Origin of the sequence: Castellaniella sp. (genome assembly GCF_034675845.1) — a bacterium.
GTDB lineage: Bacteria > Pseudomonadota > Gammaproteobacteria > Burkholderiales > Burkholderiaceae_B > Castellaniella.
Map to the genome: position 1 here is coordinate 21,520 of NZ_JAUCCU010000002.1, position 24,306 is coordinate 45,825.

11 protein-coding genes, 1 pseudogene and 2 CRISPR repeat arrays are annotated in these 24,306 nt (G+C 56.7%); of the genes and pseudogenes, 9 read left to right on the forward strand and 3 right to left on the reverse strand.

What is annotated here, in order from left to right; genetic code table 11:
• Nucleotides 1-235: 235 nt before the first annotated feature.
• The 6 genes from cas1f to cas6f all read left to right on the forward strand — a co-directional run bounded on the left by cas1f (nucleotide 236) and on the right by cas6f (nucleotide 9,152).
• The gene (gene cas1f / locus VDP81_RS11750; RefSeq protein ID WP_323012450.1) at nucleotides 236-1,240 is read left to right on the forward strand and encodes a type I-F CRISPR-associated endonuclease Cas1f; all 1,005 of its coding nucleotides are present in this window, start codon (nucleotides 236-238) and stop codon (nucleotides 1,238-1,240) included.
• Entirely contained in the window at nucleotides 1,237-4,629 is a 3,393-nt protein-coding gene (cas3f, locus tag VDP81_RS11755) for a type I-F CRISPR-associated helicase Cas3f (RefSeq protein ID WP_323012451.1), read from the forward strand. Before cas1f ends, cas3f begins: the two co-directional genes overlap by 4 nt.
• A gap of 467 nt (nucleotides 4,630-5,096) precedes the next feature.
• On the forward strand, nucleotides 5,097-6,464 hold the full coding sequence (csy1, locus tag VDP81_RS11760; protein WP_323012452.1) for a type I-F CRISPR-associated protein Csy1: 1,368 nt from the start codon (nucleotides 5,097-5,099) through the stop codon (nucleotides 6,462-6,464).
• Entirely contained in the window at nucleotides 6,461-7,519 is a 1,059-nt protein-coding gene (gene csy2 / locus VDP81_RS11765; protein ID WP_323012453.1) for a type I-F CRISPR-associated protein Csy2, read from the forward strand. Before csy1 ends, csy2 begins: the two co-directional genes overlap by 4 nt.
• 37 nt (nucleotides 7,520-7,556) lie before the next feature.
• Nucleotides 7,557-8,582 (forward strand): type I-F CRISPR-associated protein Csy3, encoded by a 1,026-nt coding sequence (csy3, locus tag VDP81_RS11770; protein ID WP_323012454.1) that lies wholly within the window; start codon nucleotides 7,557-7,559, stop codon nucleotides 8,580-8,582.
• A 3-nt stretch (nucleotides 8,583-8,585) separates the two neighbouring features.
• Nucleotides 8,586-9,152 (forward strand): type I-F CRISPR-associated endoribonuclease Cas6/Csy4, encoded by a 567-nt coding sequence (gene cas6f, locus VDP81_RS11775; RefSeq protein ID WP_323012455.1) that lies wholly within the window; start codon nucleotides 8,586-8,588, stop codon nucleotides 9,150-9,152.
• A 129-nt stretch (nucleotides 9,153-9,281) separates the two neighbouring features.
• Nucleotides 9,282-14,897: direct repeats of the CRISPR family, unit length 28 nt; unit sequence GTTGGCTGCCGCACAGGCAGCTTAGAAA.
• A gap of 86 nt (nucleotides 14,898-14,983) precedes the next feature.
• On the opposite strand, the pseudogene VDP81_RS11780 reads toward cas6f, so the two are convergent.
• Nucleotides 14,984-16,064: pseudogene (locus VDP81_RS11780) on the reverse strand (IS3 family transposase).
• Between the two features lie 163 nt (nucleotides 16,065-16,227).
• Nucleotides 16,228-18,776: direct repeats of the CRISPR family, unit length 28 nt; unit sequence GTTGGCTGCCGCACAGGCAGCTTAGAAA.
• A 44-nt stretch (nucleotides 18,777-18,820) separates the two neighbouring features.
• Here VDP81_RS11780 and VDP81_RS11785 point away from each other — a divergent pair.
• Nucleotides 18,821-19,132 (forward strand): HigA family addiction module antitoxin, encoded by a 312-nt coding sequence (locus VDP81_RS11785; RefSeq protein ID WP_323012456.1) that lies wholly within the window; start codon nucleotides 18,821-18,823, stop codon nucleotides 19,130-19,132.
• 233 nt (nucleotides 19,133-19,365) lie between these two features.
• Entirely contained in the window at nucleotides 19,366-20,382 is a 1,017-nt protein-coding gene (locus tag VDP81_RS11790) for a 5'-methylthioadenosine/S-adenosylhomocysteine nucleosidase (protein ID WP_323012457.1), read from the forward strand.
• Nucleotides 20,383-20,418: 36 nt separating this feature from the next.
• On the opposite strand, the gene VDP81_RS11795 is transcribed toward VDP81_RS11790, so the two are convergent.
• Nucleotides 20,419-21,978, reverse strand: coding sequence for a serine hydrolase (locus tag VDP81_RS11795; protein ID WP_323012458.1), 1,560 nt, complete (start codon nucleotides 21,976-21,978; stop codon nucleotides 20,419-20,421).
• Nucleotides 21,979-22,516: 538 nt separating this feature from the next.
• Between VDP81_RS11795 and VDP81_RS11800 the strand changes: the two genes are divergently transcribed.
• Nucleotides 22,517-23,350, forward strand: a complete 834-nt coding sequence (locus VDP81_RS11800; protein ID WP_323012459.1) for a mechanosensitive ion channel family protein — start codon at nucleotides 22,517-22,519, stop codon at nucleotides 23,348-23,350.
• On the opposite strand, the gene cysE is transcribed toward VDP81_RS11800, so the two are convergent.
• Entirely contained in the window at nucleotides 23,347-24,306 is a 960-nt protein-coding gene (gene cysE, locus VDP81_RS11805) for a serine O-acetyltransferase (RefSeq protein WP_323012460.1), read from the reverse strand. The genes VDP81_RS11800 and cysE overlap by 4 nt on opposite strands.

Below are 24,306 nucleotides of genomic sequence, written 5' to 3' on the forward strand. Positions count from 1 at the left end.
ATTCTAAAGTGATATTTTGTATTTTTGTCCCTGAGAATAGCTGCTCTTGATCCACCATGGGGGTGTGGCCGGAGAGATCTTGGGTGGTCATGCGCAGGGGCTGTCTATGTAGGGTGGGAGAGGCAGACCGTATTATCGTTCATGGGGGGAGTGGGTGTGTGGGGACATTCTTGGCGCACAGATTTGTGCCCAAGAAGACTTATACTTTTAGTCGGCTTATGTTACAAAAATACATATGAACGATATCGCTGCTTCGGATCTCAAGACGATCCTGCATTCCAAACGGGCCAATATTTATTATTTGGAACATTGCCGAGTGCTGGTTAACGGTGGGCGGGTGGAATATGTCACTGATGCGGGCAAACGCTCGTTGTATTGGAATATTCCCATTGCAAACACCACCAGCATCCTGCTGGGTACTGGGACTTCGATCACTCAGGCAGCTATGCGCGAATTGGCGAAAGCAGGTGTGTTGGTGGGTTTTTGCGGCGGCGGGGGAACCCCCTTGTTTTCCGCCAACGAGGTGGATGTGGAAGTCGCCTGGTTCAACCCTCAAAGCGAGTATCGTTCGACGGAATATCTGCAGGCATGGGTGAAGTTCTGGTTCGTCGACGATTTGCGCTTGGCAGCGGCCAGGGCATTGCAGCGAGCCCGTATCCAGCGTTTGGGTCAGGAATGGCGGCATGCTGCGCTCAGGGATGCTGGTTTCCAGCTTGATGCCGCACGGCTCGATGCGTTGTTGGAACAGAGTTTGTTGCGGATCGACCTAGCTGGGAACACGGTTGATCTATTGACCGAGGAGGCTCGCCTGACCAAGGCCTTGTTCAAGACAGCTGTCGATACGGTCGGCTATGGGGATTTCACACGTGCCAAACGGGGTTCCGGCACAGATCCTGCCAACCGTTTTTTGGATCATGGTAATTATCTTGCCTATGGATTGGGGGCGACGGCGTGTTGGGTATTGGGCTTGCCGCATGGCCTGGCTGTCTTGCATGGGAAAACGCGTCGTGGTGGTCTGGTATTTGATGCGGCTGACTTGGTCAAGGATGCCTGCATCCTGCCGCAAGCTTTCCTATCCGCCATGCGGGGAGACGATGAGCAGCAGTTTCGTCGCAATTGCGTCGAGGCCTTGACCCGCAGCGAATCTTTGGATTTCATGATTGATACGATCAAAGACATTGCCATGAGTACCGCAGGTCGTGTGTCTTCTGTCATGCCGGACGGCAAGGAAAGCACGTGAACGTGCTGCTGGTGTCTCAGTGCAGTAAACGGGCGTTGACGGAAACGCGCCGGATACTGGATCAATTCGCCGAGAGGCGAGGGGATAGGACATGGCAGACCGCCATTACGCAGGCGGGCTTGGCAACCTTAAGAAAACTGTTGCGCCAGACAGCGCGCAAGAATACGGCGGTGGCTTGTCATTGGATTCGTGGCAGGGATCATAGCGAATTGCTATGGATCGTCGGCGATACGCGGCAGTTCAATGTTGAAGGCGCTGTGCCGACGAATATGACCAAGCGCAATATTTTGCGGCGCGATGACGAAAATGACTGGCATAGCTTGCGGATGATCCGCCGTATGGCGGCCTTGGCGGCGTTGCTGCATGACTTGGGCAAGGCCAGTCAGTCGTTTCAGGATAGGTTGCAAGCAAAGTCGTTCAGGGAAAAGAACCGCTATCGCCATGAATGGGTCTCTGTGCGGCTGTTCCAGGCATTTGTCGGCTCGGATGATGATGCTGGGTGGTTGCAGCGTTTGATTGATGCGGGCAGCGATGCTGCGGATGGTCGTCGCTTCGAGAAGCCCTGGCTGGATTGGAAGAACGGTCGCCTGCTGCGTGATGGCAAGGACCCTGAAGCGCAGAGCAGCAAGCCTTTTGCCAGTGCCGGAAAAGGCTTGCCGCCCTTGGCGCAGGCGGTGGCCTGGCTGGTCTTTACCCACCACCGTTTGCCTGCGGTACCACGCACAAATTCCGAGTCCGAGTCGATCAATCTATGGCATGGCCGTTCCCCTCTGAGCGTGAATGGTCAGGCCTTGAATGCTGTACTGGGTCAGATTGATGCGGACTGGAACGAACCGTGGCCCAAGCAACCGGTATCAGCGAAAGATAAAAAAGTAGTTGCGTATTGGACTTTCAATGATGGGCTGCCGGTGCGGACCGCTGCATGGCGAAAGCGGGCGGCGCGTATCGCCAAGGATCTGTTGCAGGACTTACCAACAATCAGCGATTGTCTGCGGGACCCTTTTCTGATGCATGTATCGCGGCTGGCGCTGATGCTGGGGGATCATCACTATTCCGGCCTGGAGGCCAAGGAAGAAAGAGTCAAGGGGGAAGATGATTTTCCCCTGTTTGCCAATACCAATCGAGCGACGGGCAAGCCGTTGCAGCGACTTGACGAGCATTTATTGGGTGTCGAACTGCATGCCGGTCGTATTGTGCATTCACTGCCGTCCTTGACACGGGACCTGCCGCGTTTGATTGGCCATCGCGGATTGAAAAAACGCAGCGCAAATCCTGCTTTCCGGTGGCAGGACAAGGCCGCTGATCTGGCGGCGGGGGTTCGCCAAAGGGCCGCAGAGCAGGGGGCCTTTATCGTCAATATGGCTTCGACTGGCTGCGGCAAGACGCTGGGCAATGCCCGGATCATGAATGCGCTGGCAGATCCTGTGCAAGGCTTGCGTTGTGCATTTGCCATTGGCCTACGCGCGTTGACCTTGCAGACGGGCCGTAGTTTCCAGCGTGATTTGGGGCTGGAGGATGAGGAACTGGCGATTCAGGTGGGCGGGGCTGCGCATCGCGCGATGTTTGAATACTACGCGCAACTGGCTGAAGATAGCGGTTCGGCGTCCCGACAGGCGCTACTCGACGAAACCACGCACATTGTCTACGAGGGCAATGATCAGCATCCGATTCTGGATCATCTGGGTCGTGACCCCGCTGCTCGCCGTCTGTTGGCGGCCCCCCTGCTGGTGTGCACCGTCGACCATCTGACGCCAGCCACCGAGGGTCTGCGCGGTGGGCGCCAGATTGCGCCCATGCTGCGTTTGCTGACCGGAGACCTAGTGCTTGATGAGCCGGATGATTTTGATCTATCCGACCTGCCTGCGCTGGCCCGTCTGGTGCATTGGGCAGGCCTGCTGGGAACCAGAGTACTGCTGTCGTCAGCGACGCTGCCGCCTGCTTTGGTGCAGGGTTTGTTTACAGCTTACCTGGAGGGCAGGCAGGCATTTCAGAAACACCGCGGCGTGCGGCCATCGGAAACGCCGTCGGTTTGTTGCCTCTGGATCGATGAGTTTGCACAAGCCCATGCGGATTGTCCTGATCCTGAGTTCTTTGCAGAGCAGCATCAGGTCTTTGCTGACAAGCGCGTGCGCCGCTTGGAGGATCAGGTCGAGCGGCGACGTGCAGCATTATTACCGCTGCCCGATCAGTTCAGGACGGAGGATAAAGGGGGCCGTCGCGAGGCATTTGCCAGCCTTGTGCGAGACGCTGCATTGTGCTTGCACGCCGAGCATGCCAATGTTGACCCGCGCAGCGGCAAGCGAATCAGCTTCGGTCTGGTCCGCATGGCCAATATCGATCCGTTGATTGATGTGGCACTGGCCTTGTTTCGCCTGGGGGCGCCGCAGGGTGTTCATATTCATCTGTGTGTGTACCATGCGCGGTTCCCTTTATTCCTGCGTTCCCGCATTGAATATCGCTTGGATAGGACGCTGGATCGTCGGCAGGAAGCAGCCGTGTTTGATCTGCCTGAGGTCAGGCAGGCGATCGATGCGCAGGCTGCCCAGAATCAGCTTTTCATGGTTTTGGGGTCACCCGTGACAGAGGTTGGCCGGGATCATGACTACGACTGGGCTGTCGTCGAGCCGTCTTCGATGCGATCCCTGATTCAGTTGGCCGGGCGGGTATGGCGCCATCGGCGTCAAAAAAGTCCTGCATCGCCCAATCTGCTGGTTTTTAACCATAACTTGAAGCATTTTGATCGGGCCAATCAACCGGCCTATTGTCAGCCAGGTTTCGAGAACACCGACTTTCCCTTGCGGCCCCATGATTTGACCACCTTGCTGGCACCTTGGTTGGATCAAAACCAGAGCATGCCAATTGATGCACGATTAAGAGTTCAGGCGCGTTCTGAAGCAGATCGTCAGATCGGCAGCAATCTGGTCGACTTGGAGCATGCGCGGATGGAGCACCAGATGCTGGCGCCCATCCGCCCTCATTTGTTGAATGCCACCAGCTTTTGGATGCGGAATCATGCGTGGTTGACCGGGTTTTTGCAGCAGACACAGCCGTTCAGAGCGGACCCCCAGGCAGATGTAGAGTTGATGTGGCAGTTGGATGAGGATGAGCGCCCGTGCCTGTATCGCTTGGAAGACGGTGAGCGGAAATTCGAAAAACTACACGTGCCGATCGACACTAGCCAACGCTATGACATCCCCGATGAAGCCGTCAGGGGCGATGGCGTGAGCCATTGGGGGGACAGCGATCTGAGCCAATGCATGATCGAGCAAGCCGAAGCCCAGGGGATGCCGCTGGATCAATTTGCACAGAAATTTACCCGTACCCGCGTGCCAGTCAACCAAGCAGGCTGGCGTTGGCACCCGGCGCTGGGGTTTGCGGTAGTGAAGTGAGGCTGCTTATTCAGCAGATAAGGTCCGTGGGACGCCTTAAGGATAATTTTCCTAAGCTGCCTATGCGGCTGCCAGCGGTAATTTCTTTTGAGCAAAGCGAGGGTTTTTCTGCGATCTCTGGGCGACAAAAGGAATCTCTGCTATTATAGAGTACAGGTTTATCATAGGTACTGTAGTACGCCTTAAGGTTAATTGGATGAAAATATTCCAAGAGCTCTTAAAAGAGGCCTGATGTATTGGTTTTCTGCCCTCATGCATCAGGCCTTACATCACAAGCGAACAGCTTACCGACCACAGGTTACGTGGACATAAGGAGGGACAAGTGATGGCCAGCATGCATCGGCCCTTATTACCTGCTTATTAGGGCTTTGATGCCCTAAATCAGGTCCTCCAGGTAGCATTCTTGTGCTGCTTGGGGGATTTTAGAGTAATACCAGGTGAAGACCAATAGGTATTAGGGGAGATAGATGGCTCAAGTCATTAATAAAGATCGCGGGCGACGATGTCGAGAGGTGATTGATGTTTTTCTTCGGGAGCGCTTGCAACCCAAGCTGGAGAAACTTCCTGAAGATGACCCAAAGCGCGATGATCTGATTGCGCAATATCAGCCAGAAGCCTGGCTTGAAGACGCGGCCAGGCGGGTTCGGCAAATTCAGGCAGTGACGCATTCCCTGAAAGCCATCCATCCAGATGCGCGGGGAACCAATCTGTACGTTGACCCTGCAGACATGCCGACGCGGCAGGAAGTCGGCAGCCATGTGCTGGGTGTGGGCTTTTCCAGTGATGTAGTGGGCAATGCTGCTGCCTTGGATGTCTATAAATTCCTGAAACTGGAAGTGGATGGCCGTACCCTATTGGATTGGCTGCTGGCTGACGATCCAGCAGCCATGCAGGCACTCAGCAGCGATGAATCCAAAGCGCACGAATGGCAGTCTGCGTTTATCAGCCTGACCCAGGCGCGTGACGATGAGGTCGCAAGCCATGCATTGGCCAAGCAGATGTATTGGTTGACGGGCGAGGACTTGGCCGACGATGCTCAGTATCATTTATTGGCGCCTCTGTATCCTACATCTTTCGTACAGGCAGTGCACGACACGGTACAAGAAGATAGATTCGGCGAAGCAACCAAGGCAGCGCGTGCAGCGCGTCGTGCTGGCCAGGAACACGAAGGGGTATTGCGGGAATATCCTGCATTGGCGGTTCGTAAACTGGGCGGCACGAAACCTCAAAATATCTCGCAGCTGACCAGCGAAAGAGGCGGCATTAGCTATCTGCTGGGCTCTCTACCCCCCGTTTGGAACGACAATCTGCCCCGGCAGCTCTGGGGCGTCACATCAGTTTTTGGCCCTGTCTTGATGCGGTACGGCAGTACCAGAATCAGTGTGCGCGCCTTGCTGGAATTCTTGAAGAAAGATCCCCCATCTAATGTGCAAACCCGCAGTCGGGTAGATGCTTATGTGGGCGATCTGATCGATGATCTGGTGTCGATGGCGGGGGAATGCCAGCGACGCCTGCCCGCAGGGTGGACAGCAGATGCGCGCTGTGTGCTGGCTCGTGAAGAACAGCTTTGGCTGGACCCAGGGCGGGCTAAGGAAAACGGTGACTTTCGTAGTGAATGGCTATTCATGGATTGGCCTGCGCAAATCGGCCATCGGTTTGCTAACTGGCTGAATGGGCGTTTGCACGAGCACTTTCCCAGCGTCGGCGATGTTGAGCATCGCTACTGGAAAAAAGAATTGTTGGTGGATGAGTCTGGTTGGGCGGCTGCGTTGCATGAATTGCGAGGCGATCTGGATGCGCCCCGATATATACCGACAAGACGGGGGAAGGAATGAGCCAGAAAAATATTGATCCCGATGGGCTGCTGATTCTGCCACGTCTACGCATTCAGAATGCCAATGCCATTTCCAGCCCTTTGACGCATGGTTTTCCGTCCATGACAGCTTTTCTAGGTTTCATGTGGGCTTTGGGTCGCAAGCTGGCAGCAGCTGGGATCCCATTGAAGCCAGAAAAAATTGGCGTCATTTGTCATCGGCACCAGGAACAAGTTGCCGATGGCTATGTCAAGACCTTCCATCTGACTCGAAATCCGCTTGGCAAGGATGGCAGCACTGCTGCCATTGTCGAAGAAGGTCGCATTCATCTGGAAGTGACACTGGTGCTTCAGGTTAGTGCGATCATGCAGCCGGATGAGGGCCATGTTCTTTTCCAAAGTGATCAGGCGCCCTTGGGAAGGATGGCCTGGGATATTCGAGATTTAGTGGGCTTGATGCGTATTGCTGGCGGAGCGGTATTGCCGCCTAAGCCTGCCCCTGGGATTCGCGTAGCACCTGAGCTGCTTGCCTGGCCGGATGATGCTGATGGCCGAAGCAGAACTTTCCGACGGCTACGGCGTGGCTGGCTGCCGGGGTTTGCTTTAGTCAGCCGGGATGATCTATTGAAACAGCGCTTGAGGCAACTGCAACAACAGGACCCTCAGGCGACGACATTGGATGCCTGGCTGGATCTATCTCGATTCAATTACCGTAGTCGGAAAGAATCAAAAGGCGGAAAAGACCAGATTATCTGGGCGCATGACCGGCCTGCTGGGGCAGGCTGGATTGTGCCGATTCCGGTTGGCTATGGTGCGCTATCTGATCTGCATGAAGGCGGACAGGTAGCTCATGCGCGTGACTCAAATACCCCATTTCGTTTTGTTGAAAGCGTGTATTCGATGGGTCAGTGGATCAGTCCGCATCGCCTGCAGAACGTACGGGAACTATTGTGGTGGGGGGAATGCCAGGAAGGGGGCGTGTATCGTTGTTGCAATGCTTATGTCCCTCCTTTGCCTATGGATGGGGAGTCCCAGGAATTGTTAAGCGATCCGCCGATGGAGGCGGAAGCTGTTTGAATGCCAATCTATTTTTCTTGAGAAAAGGGAATTTGCCATGTCCTTGAAAACTGCTTCTGTCCTTGCTTTTGAACGCAAGCTTGATCCGTCTGATGCCTTGTTTTTTGCTGGTCAATGGGATGATCAAGACAATGCTGCACGTTGGGTTGCGTTGGCAATCCGAGAGAAGTCCGTGCGCGGCACGATTTCCAATCGCCTAAAGACCGCAGAACAAGATCCCGCCAAATTGGATGCTGCCATCGAAAACCCCAACCTTCAGACGGTGGATGTTGCTGCTTTGCCGGCGGATATGGATACGCTGAAGGTGGATTTCACCTTGCGCGTGCTGCCAGGAACGGGTCGGCCTTCCGCATGTAATAGTGCTGACTATGAAACCAAACTAAGTCAGGTGGTGGATGGCTATATCGCGGCTAATGGCTTTGATGAGCTGGCGCGCCGATATGCCCATAATCTGGCGAATGGCCGTTTTTTGTGGCGGAATCGGATCGGTGCCGAGCAGGTTCAGGTGATCATCTCTTTGGTAGAACAGGGAAAGGCAGCACAAAGCTGGACGTTTGATGCGCTGTCATTGGGGCTGAGAAACTTTGATGCAGGAGAGGCAAAAGCGGATCGTGATGCCGTTGCTGCCCTCATTGCTGAAGGCTTGGCAGGCCAACGCCATGTCCTGCTGCAGGTGACCGCCTTTGTGCGGACTGGCGCCGGACAAGAAGTTTTTCCTTCCCAAGAGTTGGTGATGGAACGCGGCAAGGGCGACAAGAGCAAGACCCTTTATGCGGTCGATGGTGTGGCAGCAATCCATTCCCAGAAGCTGGGTAATGCAATTCGCACGATTGATGATTGGTATATCGGGGCTGATGAGTTGGGTCCGATTGCGGCCGAACCCTATGGTTCTGTTACTACACGGGGCACAGCCTATCGTCAGCCTAAGGTCAAGCCCAGCCTTGATTTCTATAATTTGTTTGATGACTGGGTTTTGAAGGACAAGGTGCCGGACTTGGTTCAGCAGCACTTCGTCATGGCGATCCTGATTCGAGGTGGTGTCTTTGGCGATGCGGGGAAGTGAGGTATGAGCACTCACTATGTCGATATTGAGCTGTTGCCCGATCCAGAATTTAGCCAGACGCACTTGTTGAGCGCGCTGTATTCCAAGCTGCATCGTGCGTTGGCCACCTTGAGTGCGCAAGGAGTTGGGGTCAGCTTTCCAAACTACAGCATGCAGCCGCGCTCCTTGGGTCAAATCATGCGGCTGCATGGCAGCCTGGCAGAGCTGAATGTTTTGCTAGGTACGGATTGGTTGCGTGGGATGCGTGATCATGTGGCGCTAGGGGCAGTGTCTGTCGTGCCCTCTGGTATCGAGCATCGTAGACTGTTGCGTCGTCAGTTCAAAACAAATGCTGACCGATTGCGTCGACGGCGGATGCAGCGGAAGGGAGAAACCTATCAGCAAGCAGCCCAGGCCATCCCCGATAGCGTGGAGCAGCAGCCAAGACTGCCCTATGTGCAGATGCGTAGTTCTAGTACAGGGCGTGTGTTTTGTCTGTTTCTGGACTTGAGTGAACCAGAGAAGCAGGCATCTGGTGGAGTTTTCAATGCTTATGGATTAAGCCAGGAAGCGACGGTTCCGTGGTTTTAACCCTTTTTTGATGAGTTTTTTAGCGCCTTTTTAAATCAATGGGTTACGTACACTGAAGAAATTTGGGTGTTCAGTGCCTGGTTCTTTGTTGATCTTTAAAAATCAATGAGTTGAGAGGTTTTTTATCTAGTTGGCTGCCGCACAGGCAGCTTAGAAACCAGCGCAGGTATTGTCAGGCCATACCGCCGTGTTGGCTGCCGCACAGGCAGCTTAGAAATATTACACCGAAGAACAAGTACGAGCCGCCATGTTGGCTGCCGCACAGGCAGCTTAGAAATACCATGTCCGGCGTCACGGTCACGGCCACAAGTTGGCTGCCGCACAGGCAGCTTAGAAACAAGGTGCAGGACGCCGTTGCGCATCGGCAACGTTGGCTGCCGCACAGGCAGCTTAGAAATGCCCGCAATGCGGGGCCGTAAGCGGCAAAGCGTTGGCTGCCGCACAGGCAGCTTAGAAAGCAGTGCCATATTGGCCTTGGGTCGCTGCGTAGTTGGCTGCCGCACAGGCAGCTTAGAAACATTGATCGCAGAGTAAATGGCAGACCCGTAGGTTGGCTGCCGCACAGGCAGCTTAGAAAAGAACTGACGCAATTTCACCGGGTCGATGAAAGTTGGCTGCCGCACAGGCAGCTTAGAAAACGGCGCATTGACCACGTTTCAAACCCTTCATGTTGGCTGCCGCACAGGCAGCTTAGAAATCATGCCGGTGGCTACAGCCACCAGGGCAACATGTTGGCTGCCGCACAGGCAGCTTAGAAACGTCCCGGCCACGCCGACGATTTCAAGGAATTGTTGGCTGCCGCACAGGCAGCTTAGAAAGCGTTCAGGCTGCGGCGTACTACCACCGCACCGTTGGCTGCCGCACAGGCAGCTTAGAAAATGACGCTGGCCAAGCGCGAATCGCCCGGTACGTTGGCTGCCGCACAGGCAGCTTAGAAAACCGGCGCTGGTGCTATAGGGGGCGGCCTTGCGTTGGCTGCCGCACAGGCAGCTTAGAAAGCCGAGCAATCGCGTATCGTTTAAACACATCGGTTGGCTGCCGCACAGGCAGCTTAGAAAAATCAGCTCGGCAACATTCGTTTGCACTCGCAGTTGGCTGCCGCACAGGCAGCTTAGAAATGGAAATGATCGCGCTTGGCATCAGCGCCACAGTTGGCTGCCGCACAGGCAGCTTAGAAACAGTTCTACTCGTCAATTGAGCAGATGACCCAGTTGGCTGCCGCACAGGCAGCTTAGAAATCACTGCCCCCAGCATGGGGCGATGGAAACCCGTTGGCTGCCGCACAGGCAGCTTAGAAAGATGACGGTACGGGATACATGCCCCTCGGCAAGTTGGCTGCCGCACAGGCAGCTTAGAAATCGACCGTAGACCCGGGCGTTGCCGGAGACCCGTTGGCTGCCGCACAGGCAGCTTAGAAATGTCATTTCGTGCAAGAGCTTCACGGCCATGAGTTGGCTGCCGCACAGGCAGCTTAGAAACTGTCCCGAACCGCTCCGCGCGTTTCTCCAAATGTTGGCTGCCGCACAGGCAGCTTAGAAAGTGAGGATTTCATCGACATTATTGCCCGCCACGTTGGCTGCCGCACAGGCAGCTTAGAAAGGGGTTATTACGCAGATCAAAGACCGGCTAAAGTTGGCTGCCGCACAGGCAGCTTAGAAATCAGGCATCGTGCGCCCTCGCCCTGCGGCAGAGTTGGCTGCCGCACAGGCAGCTTAGAAACTCACAGCGCCCCGCACAGCAGCGTCCTGCTGGTTGGCTGCCGCACAGGCAGCTTAGAAAGTTCGCGAAAGGGCGCGGCGAGATTGTGGGCGGTTGGCTGCCGCACAGGCAGCTTAGAAACGAAGACCCGCCACGGCAAGTCCACGACGTACGTTGGCTGCCGCACAGGCAGCTTAGAAAGAATGGCCGATGGGCTTGTGGTCGCGGTCGTATGTTGGCTGCCGCACAGGCAGCTTAGAAATGAAATGGCCTTGCCATCGCGGCGGCGTAGACGTTGGCTGCCGCACAGGCAGCTTAGAAAAGCATGGACGGCCAGGTGCCTGCCACCACGACGTTGGCTGCCGCACAGGCAGCTTAGAAAATACTGCATCGGTCGCCAGGAAAAAGATGGACGTTGGCTGCCGCACAGGCAGCTTAGAAATTTGAGGATGAAGTCAATCGCTACCTGCCGGCGTTGGCTGCCGCACAGGCAGCTTAGAAAAGCGACCGGCCTTCCCATGTAGCTATAAGGGCGTTGGCTGCCGCACAGGCAGCTTAGAAAGCACTGAATGCCGGCCCGGTGTTCCATACCAAGTTGGCTGCCGCACAGGCAGCTTAGAAAGGGCTGCTGAAATGGAAATCTGTCTGTCAGGGGTTGGCTGCCGCACAGGCAGCTTAGAAAATCAAGCCCATGTAGCTGATGTCCAGGCAGACGTTGGCTGCCGCACAGGCAGCTTAGAAACAACTTCGTACCCTTCGCCCAACTTCGCGACTGTTGGCTGCCGCACAGGCAGCTTAGAAAAAAGCCGCCAGGGCCGGTGGCGTGGGCGAGCAGTTGGCTGCCGCACAGGCAGCTTAGAAATTTTGGAATAGGCCCAAAGTTGTCTTCCCATAGTTGGCTGCCGCACAGGCAGCTTAGAAATCAATTCGCGGGTATACGCATCTTTGGAGAGCGTTGGCTGCCGCACAGGCAGCTTAGAAAATCCCCGACCTCGGCAGGCTCCGTCAGGCGCAGTTGGCTGCCGCACAGGCAGCTTAGAAAGCATCAGGTGCGTCGAATGCCACAAGGCTAAGGTTGGCTGCCGCACAGGCAGCTTAGAAATCGCCCAGGCTATTGATTACCGCTGTCGGCAAGTTGGCTGCCGCACAGGCAGCTTAGAAAGTCCCCGGTCGCCGTCACCAACATCGTGCCCAGTTGGCTGCCGCACAGGCAGCTTAGAAACTGTCTTCCATCCAGGTTTCCCATCCACCCTCGTTGGCTGCCGCACAGGCAGCTTAGAAATCATCGGTGCGCTGGATGCTGCTTTCGGCATGGTTGGCTGCCGCACAGGCAGCTTAGAAACACTCGATCTCGCCAAGCGTCGGCATACGCAGGTTGGCTGCCGCACAGGCAGCTTAGAAAAATCCGGGGTGTGGAAAGTAGCCCAGAAGAATGTTGGCTGCCGCACAGGCAGCTTAGAAAGATCTGGCCCAGGATTTCCAGCACGGCACGGCGTTGGCTGCCGCACAGGCAGCTTAGAAACTGGCGCTGCATCACGCGGCGGCGGCGCGTCGGTTGGCTGCCGCACAGGCAGCTTAGAAATGCGTCGATTGCGGGTTGGTGAGCGCATCCAAGTTGGCTGCCGCACAGGCAGCTTAGAAACTACCCGCCATGTAACCCATGATGTAGTGGTTGTTGGCTGCCGCACAGGCAGCTTAGAAAGAAAGTCGCGGCCAGGTCCCGGTTGCGGCTGAGTTGGCTGCCGCACAGGCAGCTTAGAAACGCACCGAATGCGTCGAGCGCAGATGAGCCGAGTTGGCTGCCGCACAGGCAGCTTAGAAACCAGGAACCGCGTAGCGCGGCATGGATCGCCCGTTGGCTGCCGCACAGGCAGCTTAGAAAAGAGCCCGTCGAAATCGAATTTACCGTGTTGAGTTGGCTGCCGCACAGGCAGCTTAGAAATGGCTGCGCTTTGGGCCGACAAATCGCATGGCGTTGGCTGCCGCACAGGCAGCTTAGAAAATGACAGCATCTTTCACTTGAGCCAACACTGCGTTGGCTGCCGCACAGGCAGCTTAGAAAACGCGCCGGACCTGATGATGCCCTGGATGATCGTTGGCTGCCGCACAGGCAGCTTAGAAAAGTCGAACCATTCAGGGGCCAGGGCCAGCGTAGTTGGCTGCCGCACAGGCAGCTTAGAAAGATTCTTAGCCCTACGTCCCATTGCGTTGCCCGTTGGCTGCCGCACAGGCAGCTTAGAAATCGTTTAGCCATTCTTCGCGGGTCATCGCCGCGTTGGCTGCCGCACAGGCAGCTTAGAAATTGACCGCCGCTTGGAATGTGTCGCGGCATTTGTTGGCTGCCGCACAGGCAGCTTAGAAATTGACCGCCGCTTGGAATGTGTCGCGGCATTTGTTGGCTGCCGCACAGGCAGCTTAGAAAGATTACCAGGTCAGATGCGGTTTTGTTGCCGCGTTGGCTGCCGCACAGGCAGCTTAGAAATGAAGCGGCACACATGTTTCACGGCACACATGGTTGGCTGCCGCACAGGCAGCTTAGAAAATGAAAAAGACCGCACAAGAAATCATCACCATGTTGGCTGCCGCACAGGCAGCTTAGAAACTAACAGGGCTGATGCGCATGACCAGCCAACCGTTGGCTGCCGCACAGGCAGCTTAGAAAAGCTTCAGTGCGCGGATCTTCGTAGCTCACGAGTTGGCTGCCGCACAGGCAGCTTAGAAATTTTTGGTGAGGATCAGGACATAATCTGGCATGTTGGCTGCCGCACAGGCAGCTTAGAAAGTGACAGTCTTGGCATCACCGCCGCTGTTGTTGTTGGCTGCCGCACAGGCAGCTTAGAAAAAGACCGAGTTACTGGCGGATCATCAGGATTATGTTGGCTGCCGCACAGGCAGCTTAGAAATCACTGCCCCCAGCATGTGGCGATGGAAACCCGTTGGCTGCCGCACAGGCAGCTTAGAAATGTTCCAGCTTCAGCGTGGATTCAGAGATCCCGTTGGCTGCCGCACAGGCAGCTTAGAAAATGATGTGCTGGAACAGCGCGGCCTCGTCCGCGTTGGCTGCCGCACAGGCAGCTTAGAAAAACCGAACCAGCCGGGGATGATGACGGCCCCCGTTGGCTGCCGCACAGGCAGCTTAGAAAATAAGCCCGGTAGCAGCATGGATCGAACAGCCGTTGGCTGCCGCACAGGCAGCTTAGAAAGATTCCACATGCGCGACGTTATCAGTCGCCGCGTTGGCTGCCGCACAGGCAGCTTAGAAAACTCCTGCCCGCGTAGCACACCGACAGCCAAAGTTGGCTGCCGCACAGGCAGCTTAGAAAACGGGACGCCAGATCAAGTCCCACTGATACCAGTTGGCTGCCGCACAGGCAGCTTAGAAACTCCATGCGAACTCGGAGAGTCTTAATTAGGTGTTGGCTGCCGCACAGGCAGCTTAGAAATGAGAGCTACAAGGCCCGGCTGTCCACGGCAAGTTGGCTGCCGCACAGGCAGCTTAGAAAAAAAAAAATAGCCTTGGGCGTCGTTCATGTGATCGTTGGCTGCCGCACAGGCAGCTTAGAAAATCAGTATCGGACGGACGTTGTTACGTTGACCGTTGGCTGCCGCACAGGCAGCTTAGAAATCGGTAGCGTTCTTTTCGTCTACGCAGAGCGTTGTTGGCTGCCGCACAGGCAGCTTAGAAAAATGGCGTCCTGACCCATCGACGCAGCGACATGTTGGCTGCCGCACAGGCAGCTTAGAAAGCCGACAGGGCCATGCGCTTGGAAGCCCAGCGGTTGGCTGCCGCACAGGCAGCTTAGAAATGGCCAAAGACAGCGGGCAGGGTTTCCTGGGCGTTGGCTGCCGCACAGGCAGCTTAGAAATGGAAATCCCACCACGCTTCATTATGCAGCTCGTTGGCTGCCGCACAGGCAGCTTAGAAAAGGGCCAGCCGCGAACGACAATCGGATGCCAGGTTGGCTGCCGCACAGGCAGCTTAGAAAGAAGAATGAGCAGCAGGATGAAAGACGACCAGGTTGGCTGCCGCACAGGCAGCTTAGAAATGGGATGGAGCGCTGGCCCGCTCAATGCGTAGGTTGGCTGCCGCACAGTAAAGTGGACCCATCTGTCAAGACAGATTTCATCCGGGTTTAAGCTAAATCCATTGCTTCTACTGCAGCCGAACGGCGCTGCCCCGATGCGACCGGGCTGGAAGGATTTCCGTCCCGGTCAAAGTGATTAGCAATCCTGGCGCCGCCGCCAATACCATCGGCATAGACCTCGTCAGGAGTGCGGTTTCCCAGTACCTGATGGGGCCGCTCGCCGTTGTAGAACGCGAAGTATTCGACCAGTCCGAGCGTGAGCTCAGCCACCGTACTGTAGCCCTTCAGGTAGATGTCCTCGTGCTTGAGGCTACGCCAGAGCCGTTCCACAAAGATGTTGTCCAGCGCACGCCCACGCCCGTCCATGCTGATCCAATGCTTCCTGTAGACAGTCCACGCAGAACGCCGTGTCCATGCTGTTGGAGATGCGCCAGGCCAGTACCCGTCGAGAGTACCAGTCGATGACAGCCACCAGGTAGACAAACCCACGCGCCAGCCGGATATAGGTGATATCAGTGCTCCAGACCTGATTGGGCCGCACGATCTGCAAACCTCGCAGCAGGTACGGATAGATCTTGTGCTGGGGGTGTGGATGACTGGTTGCCGGACCCGGCGCCATACCTGCCAGGCCCATGACGCGCATCAGACGCTGCACCCGTTTGCGGTTCACTTCGTGGCCCCCACGCTGCAGAAATACCACCATGCGGCGGCTGCCGTAGAACGGGTGGCGGGTGTACTCCTCGTCGATCAGCCGCATGTACAGCAAGTCTTCATCACTGGCCAGATTGGCGGGCCTGCGGCCATAGAAAGTTGCCCGGGGCACCTGCGCGAGCTCGCACTGGCGAGTAATCGGCAGGGACGTGTCCTGCATGACCCAGTTCATCCGTACGTCTGCGTTCATAGTCCGGACTTTTTTTTTGAGCCAATCCAATTCCATCTTCAGGCGCCCGATCTCGCTGTACAAGCGGTCCTCGTCGGCGTGCTCTGCAGGCTTTGGGCCACGCTTGCTGGCAAACAGCGTGGCTGCCTGTTCCTGGATTGCCTTCTTCCACTGGCTGACCACCACGGGATGCACACCGTACTGTTGTCCTATTTCGTTGAGCGTCTTCTCCCCGCGGATCGCTTCCATGCCCACCTTCGCCTTGAATTCTGCGCTGTGAACCTTGCGTTTCTTAACCTCTGTCACGCTGCTTTCCTCCTCGGATTGCAGCTTAAACCGCTGTCTCGATTCCGGGGTCCACTTTACAGGCAGCTTAGAAAACCCAGGCCCAGGCCGCCGTTACCGCCAAACCGTTGGCTGCCGCACAGGCAGCTTAGAAAGACGCGGAAAAGCAAGCGCTCCAGATCCAGTCGTTGGCTGCCGCACAGGCAGCTTAGAAAATGTGGGCGTTTCGCCCCCAGTGGCCTGCTCGGTTGGCTGCCGCACAGGCAGCTTAGAAAAATTCGCGGATGTCGATGAATGTGCTCATGTCGTTGGCTGCCGCACAGGCAGCTTAGAAAGTTGCCGCCCAGGCGCAGCCCAGCGCCCAGGAGTTGGCTGCCGCACAGGCAGCTTAGAAAATCAACGTGATTCGCAATGACTTGCCACTGACGTTGGCTGCCGCACAGGCAGCTTAGAAACAGCCGAGGAGGTGCGCAAGCGCGTGCGCCGCGTTGGCTGCCGCACAGGCAGCTTAGAAAGGACCGGCTGTCGGGCGATCTGAAGCAAGGCAGTTGGCTGCCGCACAGGCAGCTTAGAAAGCGCTGATGTACGGGGCAAAGCCCGAGGTCGATGTTGGCTACCGCACAGGCAGCTTAGAAAATCAATCCAATCAGTCATCGGCCGCCCGCCACGTTGGCTGCCGCACAGGCAGCTTAGAAAAAGTTGAAATCACGATGAATCAGGGCGAGATTGTTGGCTGCCGCACAGGCAGCTTAGAAATTGCCGATGTTGAACGAACCGCCCGCCTTTTCGTTGGCTGCCGCACAGGCAGCTTAGAAATTACAGGTCGCCCGATGGAGTTCATCCGATTGGTTGGCTGCCGCACAGGCAGCTTAGAAAGCGAGAAATTGCCAAATCATCACTTTTCTTGAGTTGGCTGCCGCACAGGCAGCTTAGAAAACAGGTTGCTCAGCTGCGCATCTACGCCCAACGTTGGCTGCCGCACAGGCAGCTTAGAAAGAACTCAAGGCATTGCCGATCGACTGGATCTGGTTGGCTGCCGCACAGGCAGCTTAGAAAGTTTGGGCGGCTCGACCCCGGCCAGTTCCAAGGTTGGCTGCCGCACAGGCAGCTTAGAAATGGGCGCAAATCTGAGATCGTCGCTGCAATGCGTTGGCTGCCGCACAGGCAGCTTAGAAAATCCATCCTTTCCGCATCCGGCGCTTGGCCAGGTTGGCTGCCGCACAGGCAGCTTAGAAACACGGCAAATCGACGACGTACGAAATGACGTCGTTGGCTGCCGCACAGGCAGCTTAGAAAATTCTTATAGGGCCGTGACAGCCAGAGAAAATGTTGGCTGCCGCACAGGCAGCTTAGAAAAGATCCAGTCGTGCCAATAAGCCCCGTGTGTCGTTGGCTGCCGCACAGGCAGCTTAGAAAGTGGGGCATTCAGCCGCTGGGTCGTACTCATGGTTGGCTGCCGCACAGGCAGCTTAGAAAAAGTCGGCCAGTCCCTCACGGACGCCCTGTTTGTTGGCTGCCGCACAGGCAGCTTAGAAACTGCCGCCATTGCCGCAGCCGCGAATCATGCCGTTGGCTGCCGCACAGGCAGCTTAGAAATGCTCGGCCAGCGCCTTCGCCTGACCAAGATTATTGGCTGCCGCACAGGCAGCTTAGAAAATGGAGCAGCTAAACAAAAATCAATTCGAGACGTTGGCTGCCGCACAGGCAGCTTAGAAAGATGATCGCAGCCGCTTGTTTGGCGCTCTGAAGTTGGCTGCCGCACAGGCAGCTTAGAAATGTATCACCGCCCCGCACTCGGCCCATTAACAGTTGGCTGCCGCACAGGCAGCTTAGAAAAGCACCAGGCCCACGATCACACGGCTGATCTGGTTGGCTGCCGCACAGGCAGCTTAGAAATTGACCCGTACAATTTCAGCGTCCCCTGATAGGTTGGCTGCCGCACAGGCAGCTTAGAAATGCGCGAAGATTTGCGCACCGGGGACTCTGAAGTTGGCTGCCGCACAGGCAGCTTAGAAAATAGCCTTAGACAAAGCCTGTTGCACTGACTCGTTGGCTGCCGCACAGGCAGCTTAGAAAGAACATGATTGGGTGGGCATTGGCGCCGATGTGTTGGCTGCCGCACAGGCAGCTTAGAAATGCAACATGGTCATCTGCAGGTCAATGGCCAAGTTGGCTGCCGCACAGGCAGCTTAGAAATATCGGCACTATCACCACGCGGGACCGCTGGTGTTGGCTGCCGCACAGGCAGCTTAGAAACTTGAGGATGGCGCGGCCCTTGCCGCCCTGGGGTTGGCTGCCGCACAGGCAGCTTAGAAACACACTAGCCCAGCAGAAATCAACAAAATCACGTTGGCTGCCGCACAGGCAGCTTAGAAACTGAGACAGTGCGGCACGGGCGCGTACGTACAGTTGGCTGCCGCACAGGCAGCTTAGAAAGAACACGGCGTGGCATTCGTCACACTTGAGCCGTTGGCTGCCGCACAGGCAGCTTAGAAATTGCTGATCGAAGCCGCCAATTCGCTGCCCGAGTTGGCTGCCGCACAGGCAGCTTAGAAACGGAGCAACGGGCTGATGGGGCCGAATATCAGGTTGGCTGCCGCACAGGCAGCTTAGAAAGTCACATACGCCAAGGGCCGCGTCGACGATCCGTTGGCTGCCGCACAGGCAGCTTAGAAAGGGGGCCACTTCATACCATGGCATCTGAGCCCACGGAGTACACCATGATCAAAAACGGCATGCGGCCTATACACCCAGGTGAAATCCTGCGCGAGGACTACTTGAAGCCCTTGCACATGAGCGCCAATGCCTTGGCTCGCTATCTGCTTGTTCCCCCATCCCGCATCAATGACATCGTGCTGGAACGGCGCGGCATCACGGCTGATACAGCCTTGCGGTTCAGCCGCTATTTCGGCGGTGACGCGCGGTCCTGGCTAAATCTTCAGACAGCGTTTGAACTGCGCACGGCAGAACTGAACCCTCAATTGCAAACTGCACTGGAAACAGTGCAACCCCTTGACTCTTTGTCCGCATAAGCAGCCCCTCACTTCTTTACTGTAAGCCTCGACGCTGAATCAGCTTAAAATAAACCCTCCATCGGGGGAGCAGCTGCTGCCACAGCCTCCACCCCTACCTCCGGGATGGCTCAGGTGTGGCAGCGTCTGGGCTTTTTCTATTGCCCACCCAAAGACCGTTCCAGCCGCCCGTACAAAGCCCACCGCGCACAGCCTGTATGATTCTTGAATCGACAATCACAAAGGCCACCATCATGCAATTATTTTCCTGGGTGCGGCGGTGCCGCTGTGTTTTGATTGGCCTGTTGGTCGCCGGCTTGGCGGCCTGCGCTCAGATGCCGGGTGGCACTTTGCCGTTGGGGGCCGAAGCAGTGTCTGCGACGGCTTCGGGCACTCAGGATAGCCCCGCCTTTGGTCTGCTGGATGACACCCCAAGAATCGCCGTTATGTCGGCCTTTGCGCCAGAGCTTGCCTTGCTGCGTCAGCGTTTGCAGAATCCACAGAGCTATATGGTGAATGGTGTGGAATTCACCACGGGCGTGTTGGAATCCCACCCGGTGGTCTTGCTGCTTAGCGGCATCAGCATGGTCAATGCGTCCATGAATACCCAACTGCTGTTTGATCGGTTTCAGGTGACGCATCTGGTGTTCAGCGGGATTGCGGGTGGGGTCAATCCCAGCCTGCACTTGGGCGATGTCAGTGTGCCGCAGCGTTGGGGGCAGTATCTGGAAGTCGTGATGATGCGCGAGACTGCGCCCGGCCAGTATCAGGCACCTGCCTCAAAGGGAAAATTTCAGTTTGCGCCTTACGGGATGATGCAGCCTCGCGATGTGCGGGTGCGTCGGGCGGGCCAGCCAGAATTCCAGGAAAAATTCTGGTTTGAGGCCGATCCTCGGATGCTGGAAGTCGCACGCAGTATTCAGCATGTGCCTTTGAAGTCTTGCGACGCCCAGGGGCAGTGTGTCCGTCAGGCGCCGCGCTTGGTGGTCGGGGGCAATGGGGTATCCGGCCAGGCTTTTGTGGATAACGCGGCTTATCGTCGCTATGCGTACGATACGTTCCAGGCCAATGTGCTGGATATGGAAAGTGCGGCCTGCGCCATGGTGGCCGACGCCAATGGCATCCCATTTATCGCGTTTCGCTCGCTTAGCGATCTGGCGGGCGGCGGGTCCGGCGAAAACGAGATGCATGTGTTTCTGCAGATTGCGGCGGATAACGCCGCCCATGTGCTGCTGGCGTTCTTGCAGGCCTGGCCTGTTGCAGGAAAATAGCCGCAAGGCGTAGCCAGGAAAAATATGGGCGACTGTTTACTGCCGCATCAGCGTGCCGCGCCCATTTTTTTCATAGAGCTCAATGCTCAGGCTGTTGCTGATGCCGCTGGGGCTGATGGCAAAGCTGACTGCCGATCTTGATCCGGCAGAGGCCATTTCGTCACCCACATCAAAGACAAAAACATTGCCGCTCCAGTGTTGCAGGGGTATGTTTTTTTCTGTGCCGATAGGGCCCATGGACATGATGAGCTGCCCTGCTTTTTCAGTGATTGTTGCCTGGCCATAGTAGTCGTTGGCGTAGGTGCCGACATAGGCGTTGAAAGATAGTGGGAGGGTAGGGGCTGCGGGGAAATTCTGGCCCGCGAGTTGTCCGAATGGGGCTAGTTCCTGGGCGAAAATGGCCTGATAGCCTGTCAACCAGTCACGGGTGATTTTGCCATACTGGACCAGGTCCATGTACATCATGCCCAGCGCCTCTGCCGCGCCGACTGGCAGGGCGTTGGTCAGGACAATAATGCCGGTGTCGGCATCGGGTAGCAGACTGAAGTTGGTGGCCGCCCCCATGTTGAATCCACCGGAATGGCCGTACCGTATGTGTCCTGCGGTGGGAACTGTGATGTTGAAGCCGTAGCCGTAATAGCCTGTGCTGGGGTTTTCTTCGGTGGCTGGTGAGGTCAGATATTGGGGGCTTAGGGCGGGTGCCAGGGCGTCCGCTGGAAGCAGTGGCTGCCCATTGACCTTGCCTTGGTGCAAGACCATGGTCATCCAGCGGGCCATGTCCAGCACACTGGAACTGACCCCGCCGGCAGGCGATTGGGCGTCCGGCTGTCGTTGTTGAGGGTTCAGGACAAAGGCCCCGTCGATCTGGATATGTGGCCTGGCCCGGTTTTCGTGTGCCATAAAGTCCAGGTATCGGGAACTGGTGGAATGCATGCCCAGGGGTTGATAGATCTCGCGCTGGGACAGGCTTTCCCAGTCGGTGGCGGCTGCGTGTGCAACGGCTTCCGCTGCTGCGGTCAGCCCGAAATTCGTGTATGCATAGCTGCTGCGTAGTGGCTTGGTGGGCAGGTGCCCAAGTCTCTCCAGTACCTGGCGGCGTTGGAACCCTAGATCTTCGAGGTCGTCGCCCGCGTGTTCTGGCAGCCCGGAACGATGGGCATACAGGTCGCCGATGGTGACTGCCTGGGGGGCGTCCGAGTTTTCCAGGACGAACCAGGGGAGCTGACTGGTGATGGGGGTGTCCCAGGTGATCAGACCCTTGCCTACCTGGCTGGCCACCACCGTGGCCCCGACGGATTTTGAAATGGACGCCAACTGGAATACGGTATTCGGATCAATGGCAGCATCGGTGCCTGCTTGGCGCACGCCAAAGCCTTTGGCGTAAACGGTTTTTCCTTGGTGCACGACAGCGACTGCCATGCCCGGGATGCCGGATCTGTGCATGATTTCTGCGGCCAGCCCGTCCAGTTGAGCCACTGCCCGAGTGACATTTTCAGCCGGGATGGTGGTGTCGGCTACAGAGGAGCCATCATTGCATGCGCTTAGGCTGACCAAGGCAATCATGATGGATAGGATGCGCAGGCGTGGTATGGACATGGTGTGCTTGTGCAATGGGCCGATGGCTGACAGCAGAGGCCGAAAAGCCCTGCACGCATAAAGAGGTGTGAAGACAATTTTAGGTTGCGCTGAAAAATTCAGTCAGTCATTTATGTAACCACCGCCGCATCATCAAGAAGGTCCCCAGGTGGTCATTGATAGCCCCTGCCGCTTAAGTCTTTGATCTTATAGAACACTGACAAGATACCCGCAGCTTATCCCATGTTTTGTCCACAGATCCGGGGGACAAGTCCCAGGCAGGGGCTGTTTTTTGCGCGCTGTGCCTAAGTCGTTGATCTCAGTCATGAATCAGGGATAACCCTTGTTTTATCCATGGGCTTATCCACAATCCGAGTGGATAAGTCGGGCAGGTAGCCGTTCACAAAGGCTTGGTCAAATTCTTATCAGTGATTTTATCTTGTTGATTTATATTGATAAAACTGATCAGTCCCATACTTGTCCATGACATTGTCCACAATCTGCGTGGATAAATATGACACGGTAAAATTCTTCTGTCTCAGTCCTCTTGGCGGTTCATATGATGGAAAGTCTTCAAGCATTTTGGGCAAGCATGCCCGATCTCAGCAGCATGGCCGTGCATTTGGCCGTGACGCTGGTTATTTTGATCATCGGCTGGATGGTCTCCAATCTTCTGGGGCGTTGGGTCAGCCGATTGACGAATCATTCCGCACGGGTTGATCCGACCGTCATTCCGATTGTGCGCAGTGTCACGGTATGGACTGTTCGTACGGTGGTCCTGCTGGCTGTATTGGCGCGCCTGGGGGTGCAGACCGCCAGCCTGGTGGCGATGTTGGGGGCTTCCGCCCTGGCGATTGGTTTGGCCCTGCAGGGGACTTTGCAGAATTTTGCCGCTGGCATCATGTTGTTGGTGCTGCGTCCTGTGCGGGCGGGCGAATTTGTCTCAGTCGAGGGCAAAGGCATGGGCACGGTCGATGAAATAGGCCTGTTCATGACCCGCTTGGTTCAGACCGATGGCATCCACCTGCTGCTGCCCAATTCTTTGGTGTGGGGCAATCCCATCGTTAACTACAGCCGCAATAAAACCCGTCGTCTGGATGTGATGGTGGCGGTGCGCTACGACGATGATCTGGACGCTGCGCTGGCTGCCTTGCAGAACTTGACTGCCCAGCACCAGGGCCTGCTGTCGGACCCGGTGCCGCAGGTGATGGTGATGGAATACCGTGATAGCACCGTCATGCTCAATATCCGCGCCTGGGCCAATGCCGATGCGTATTGGGACGTGCTGTTCGATCTGCAGCGCCAGGCCCCGCAGGCTCTGCGCCAGGCAGGTCTGCGCAGCCCCATTCCATTGCGCGAAGTGCGGACGCTTTCAAAAGAACATGCGGCCTAGTCCACCATGCGGTTCAGGCGCTCGACATCCAGCGGGCGCTGACCGTTTTCCACCCGCTGGCCCAGGTCTTCCATGGCTTGGCACAGGCGATGGATGCGGGCGTCTTGCTGGGCGGTGTGGTTGATCAGTTCGTGCAGCACCTTGACCAAGGGGTCGTCGTCTGAGCGGCTAAGACCATAGGGGGCAAAATCGTTATTGTCCTGCGCATCGGCGGCCCCCGATGTCTCAGGGCGACCGCGTTGCAATAATTCCTGCAAGGGGCGGGCGGTCCAGTCGGACTGACAGGGCAGGCCGTCTGCGGGGGCGGCGGCGTGGTGAGCTGCGTCCGGTGTGTTGGCTGTGTTGCCCGCAGGACTTGCCTGGGGGGCGATGTGGGCATCTAGGTCTGATGCGTCTGCGGCCTGCTCGGGTGCGTGTGTTTCGGTGTCGTCGGCATGGTCCTCGGCCAGGATGATGCGGGCAGGATTGCCGACAGCCGTGGCCCCGGCGGGTACTGGCTTGATGACCACCGCGTTGGAGCCCACCCGGGCATGGGCGCCCACGGTAAAGCCCCCCAGGATCTGGGCCCCCGCGCCCACGACCACCCCGGCTTCCAGCGTGGGGTGGCGCTTTTCGCCTTTATACAGGCGGGTGCCGCCCAGTGTGACGCCTTGGTAAATCGTGCAGTCGTCGCCGATTTCAGCGGTCTCGCCGATGACCACGCCAAAGCCGTGGTCGATGAATACCCGTCGACCGATGACTGCACCCGGATGGATTTCGATGCCGGTCAGCATGCGCCCCAGATGCGAGATGAAACGTCCCGCCCAATACCAGCCCCGCCGCCACAGGGCGTGGGCCGTCCGGTGAATGAGGATGGCATGCAGGCCCGGATAACAGGTCAGGATTTCGATGCGACTACGGGCGGCTGGGTCACGTTCATGGATGCAGGCAATGTCTTCGCGTAGTTGTTCAAACAT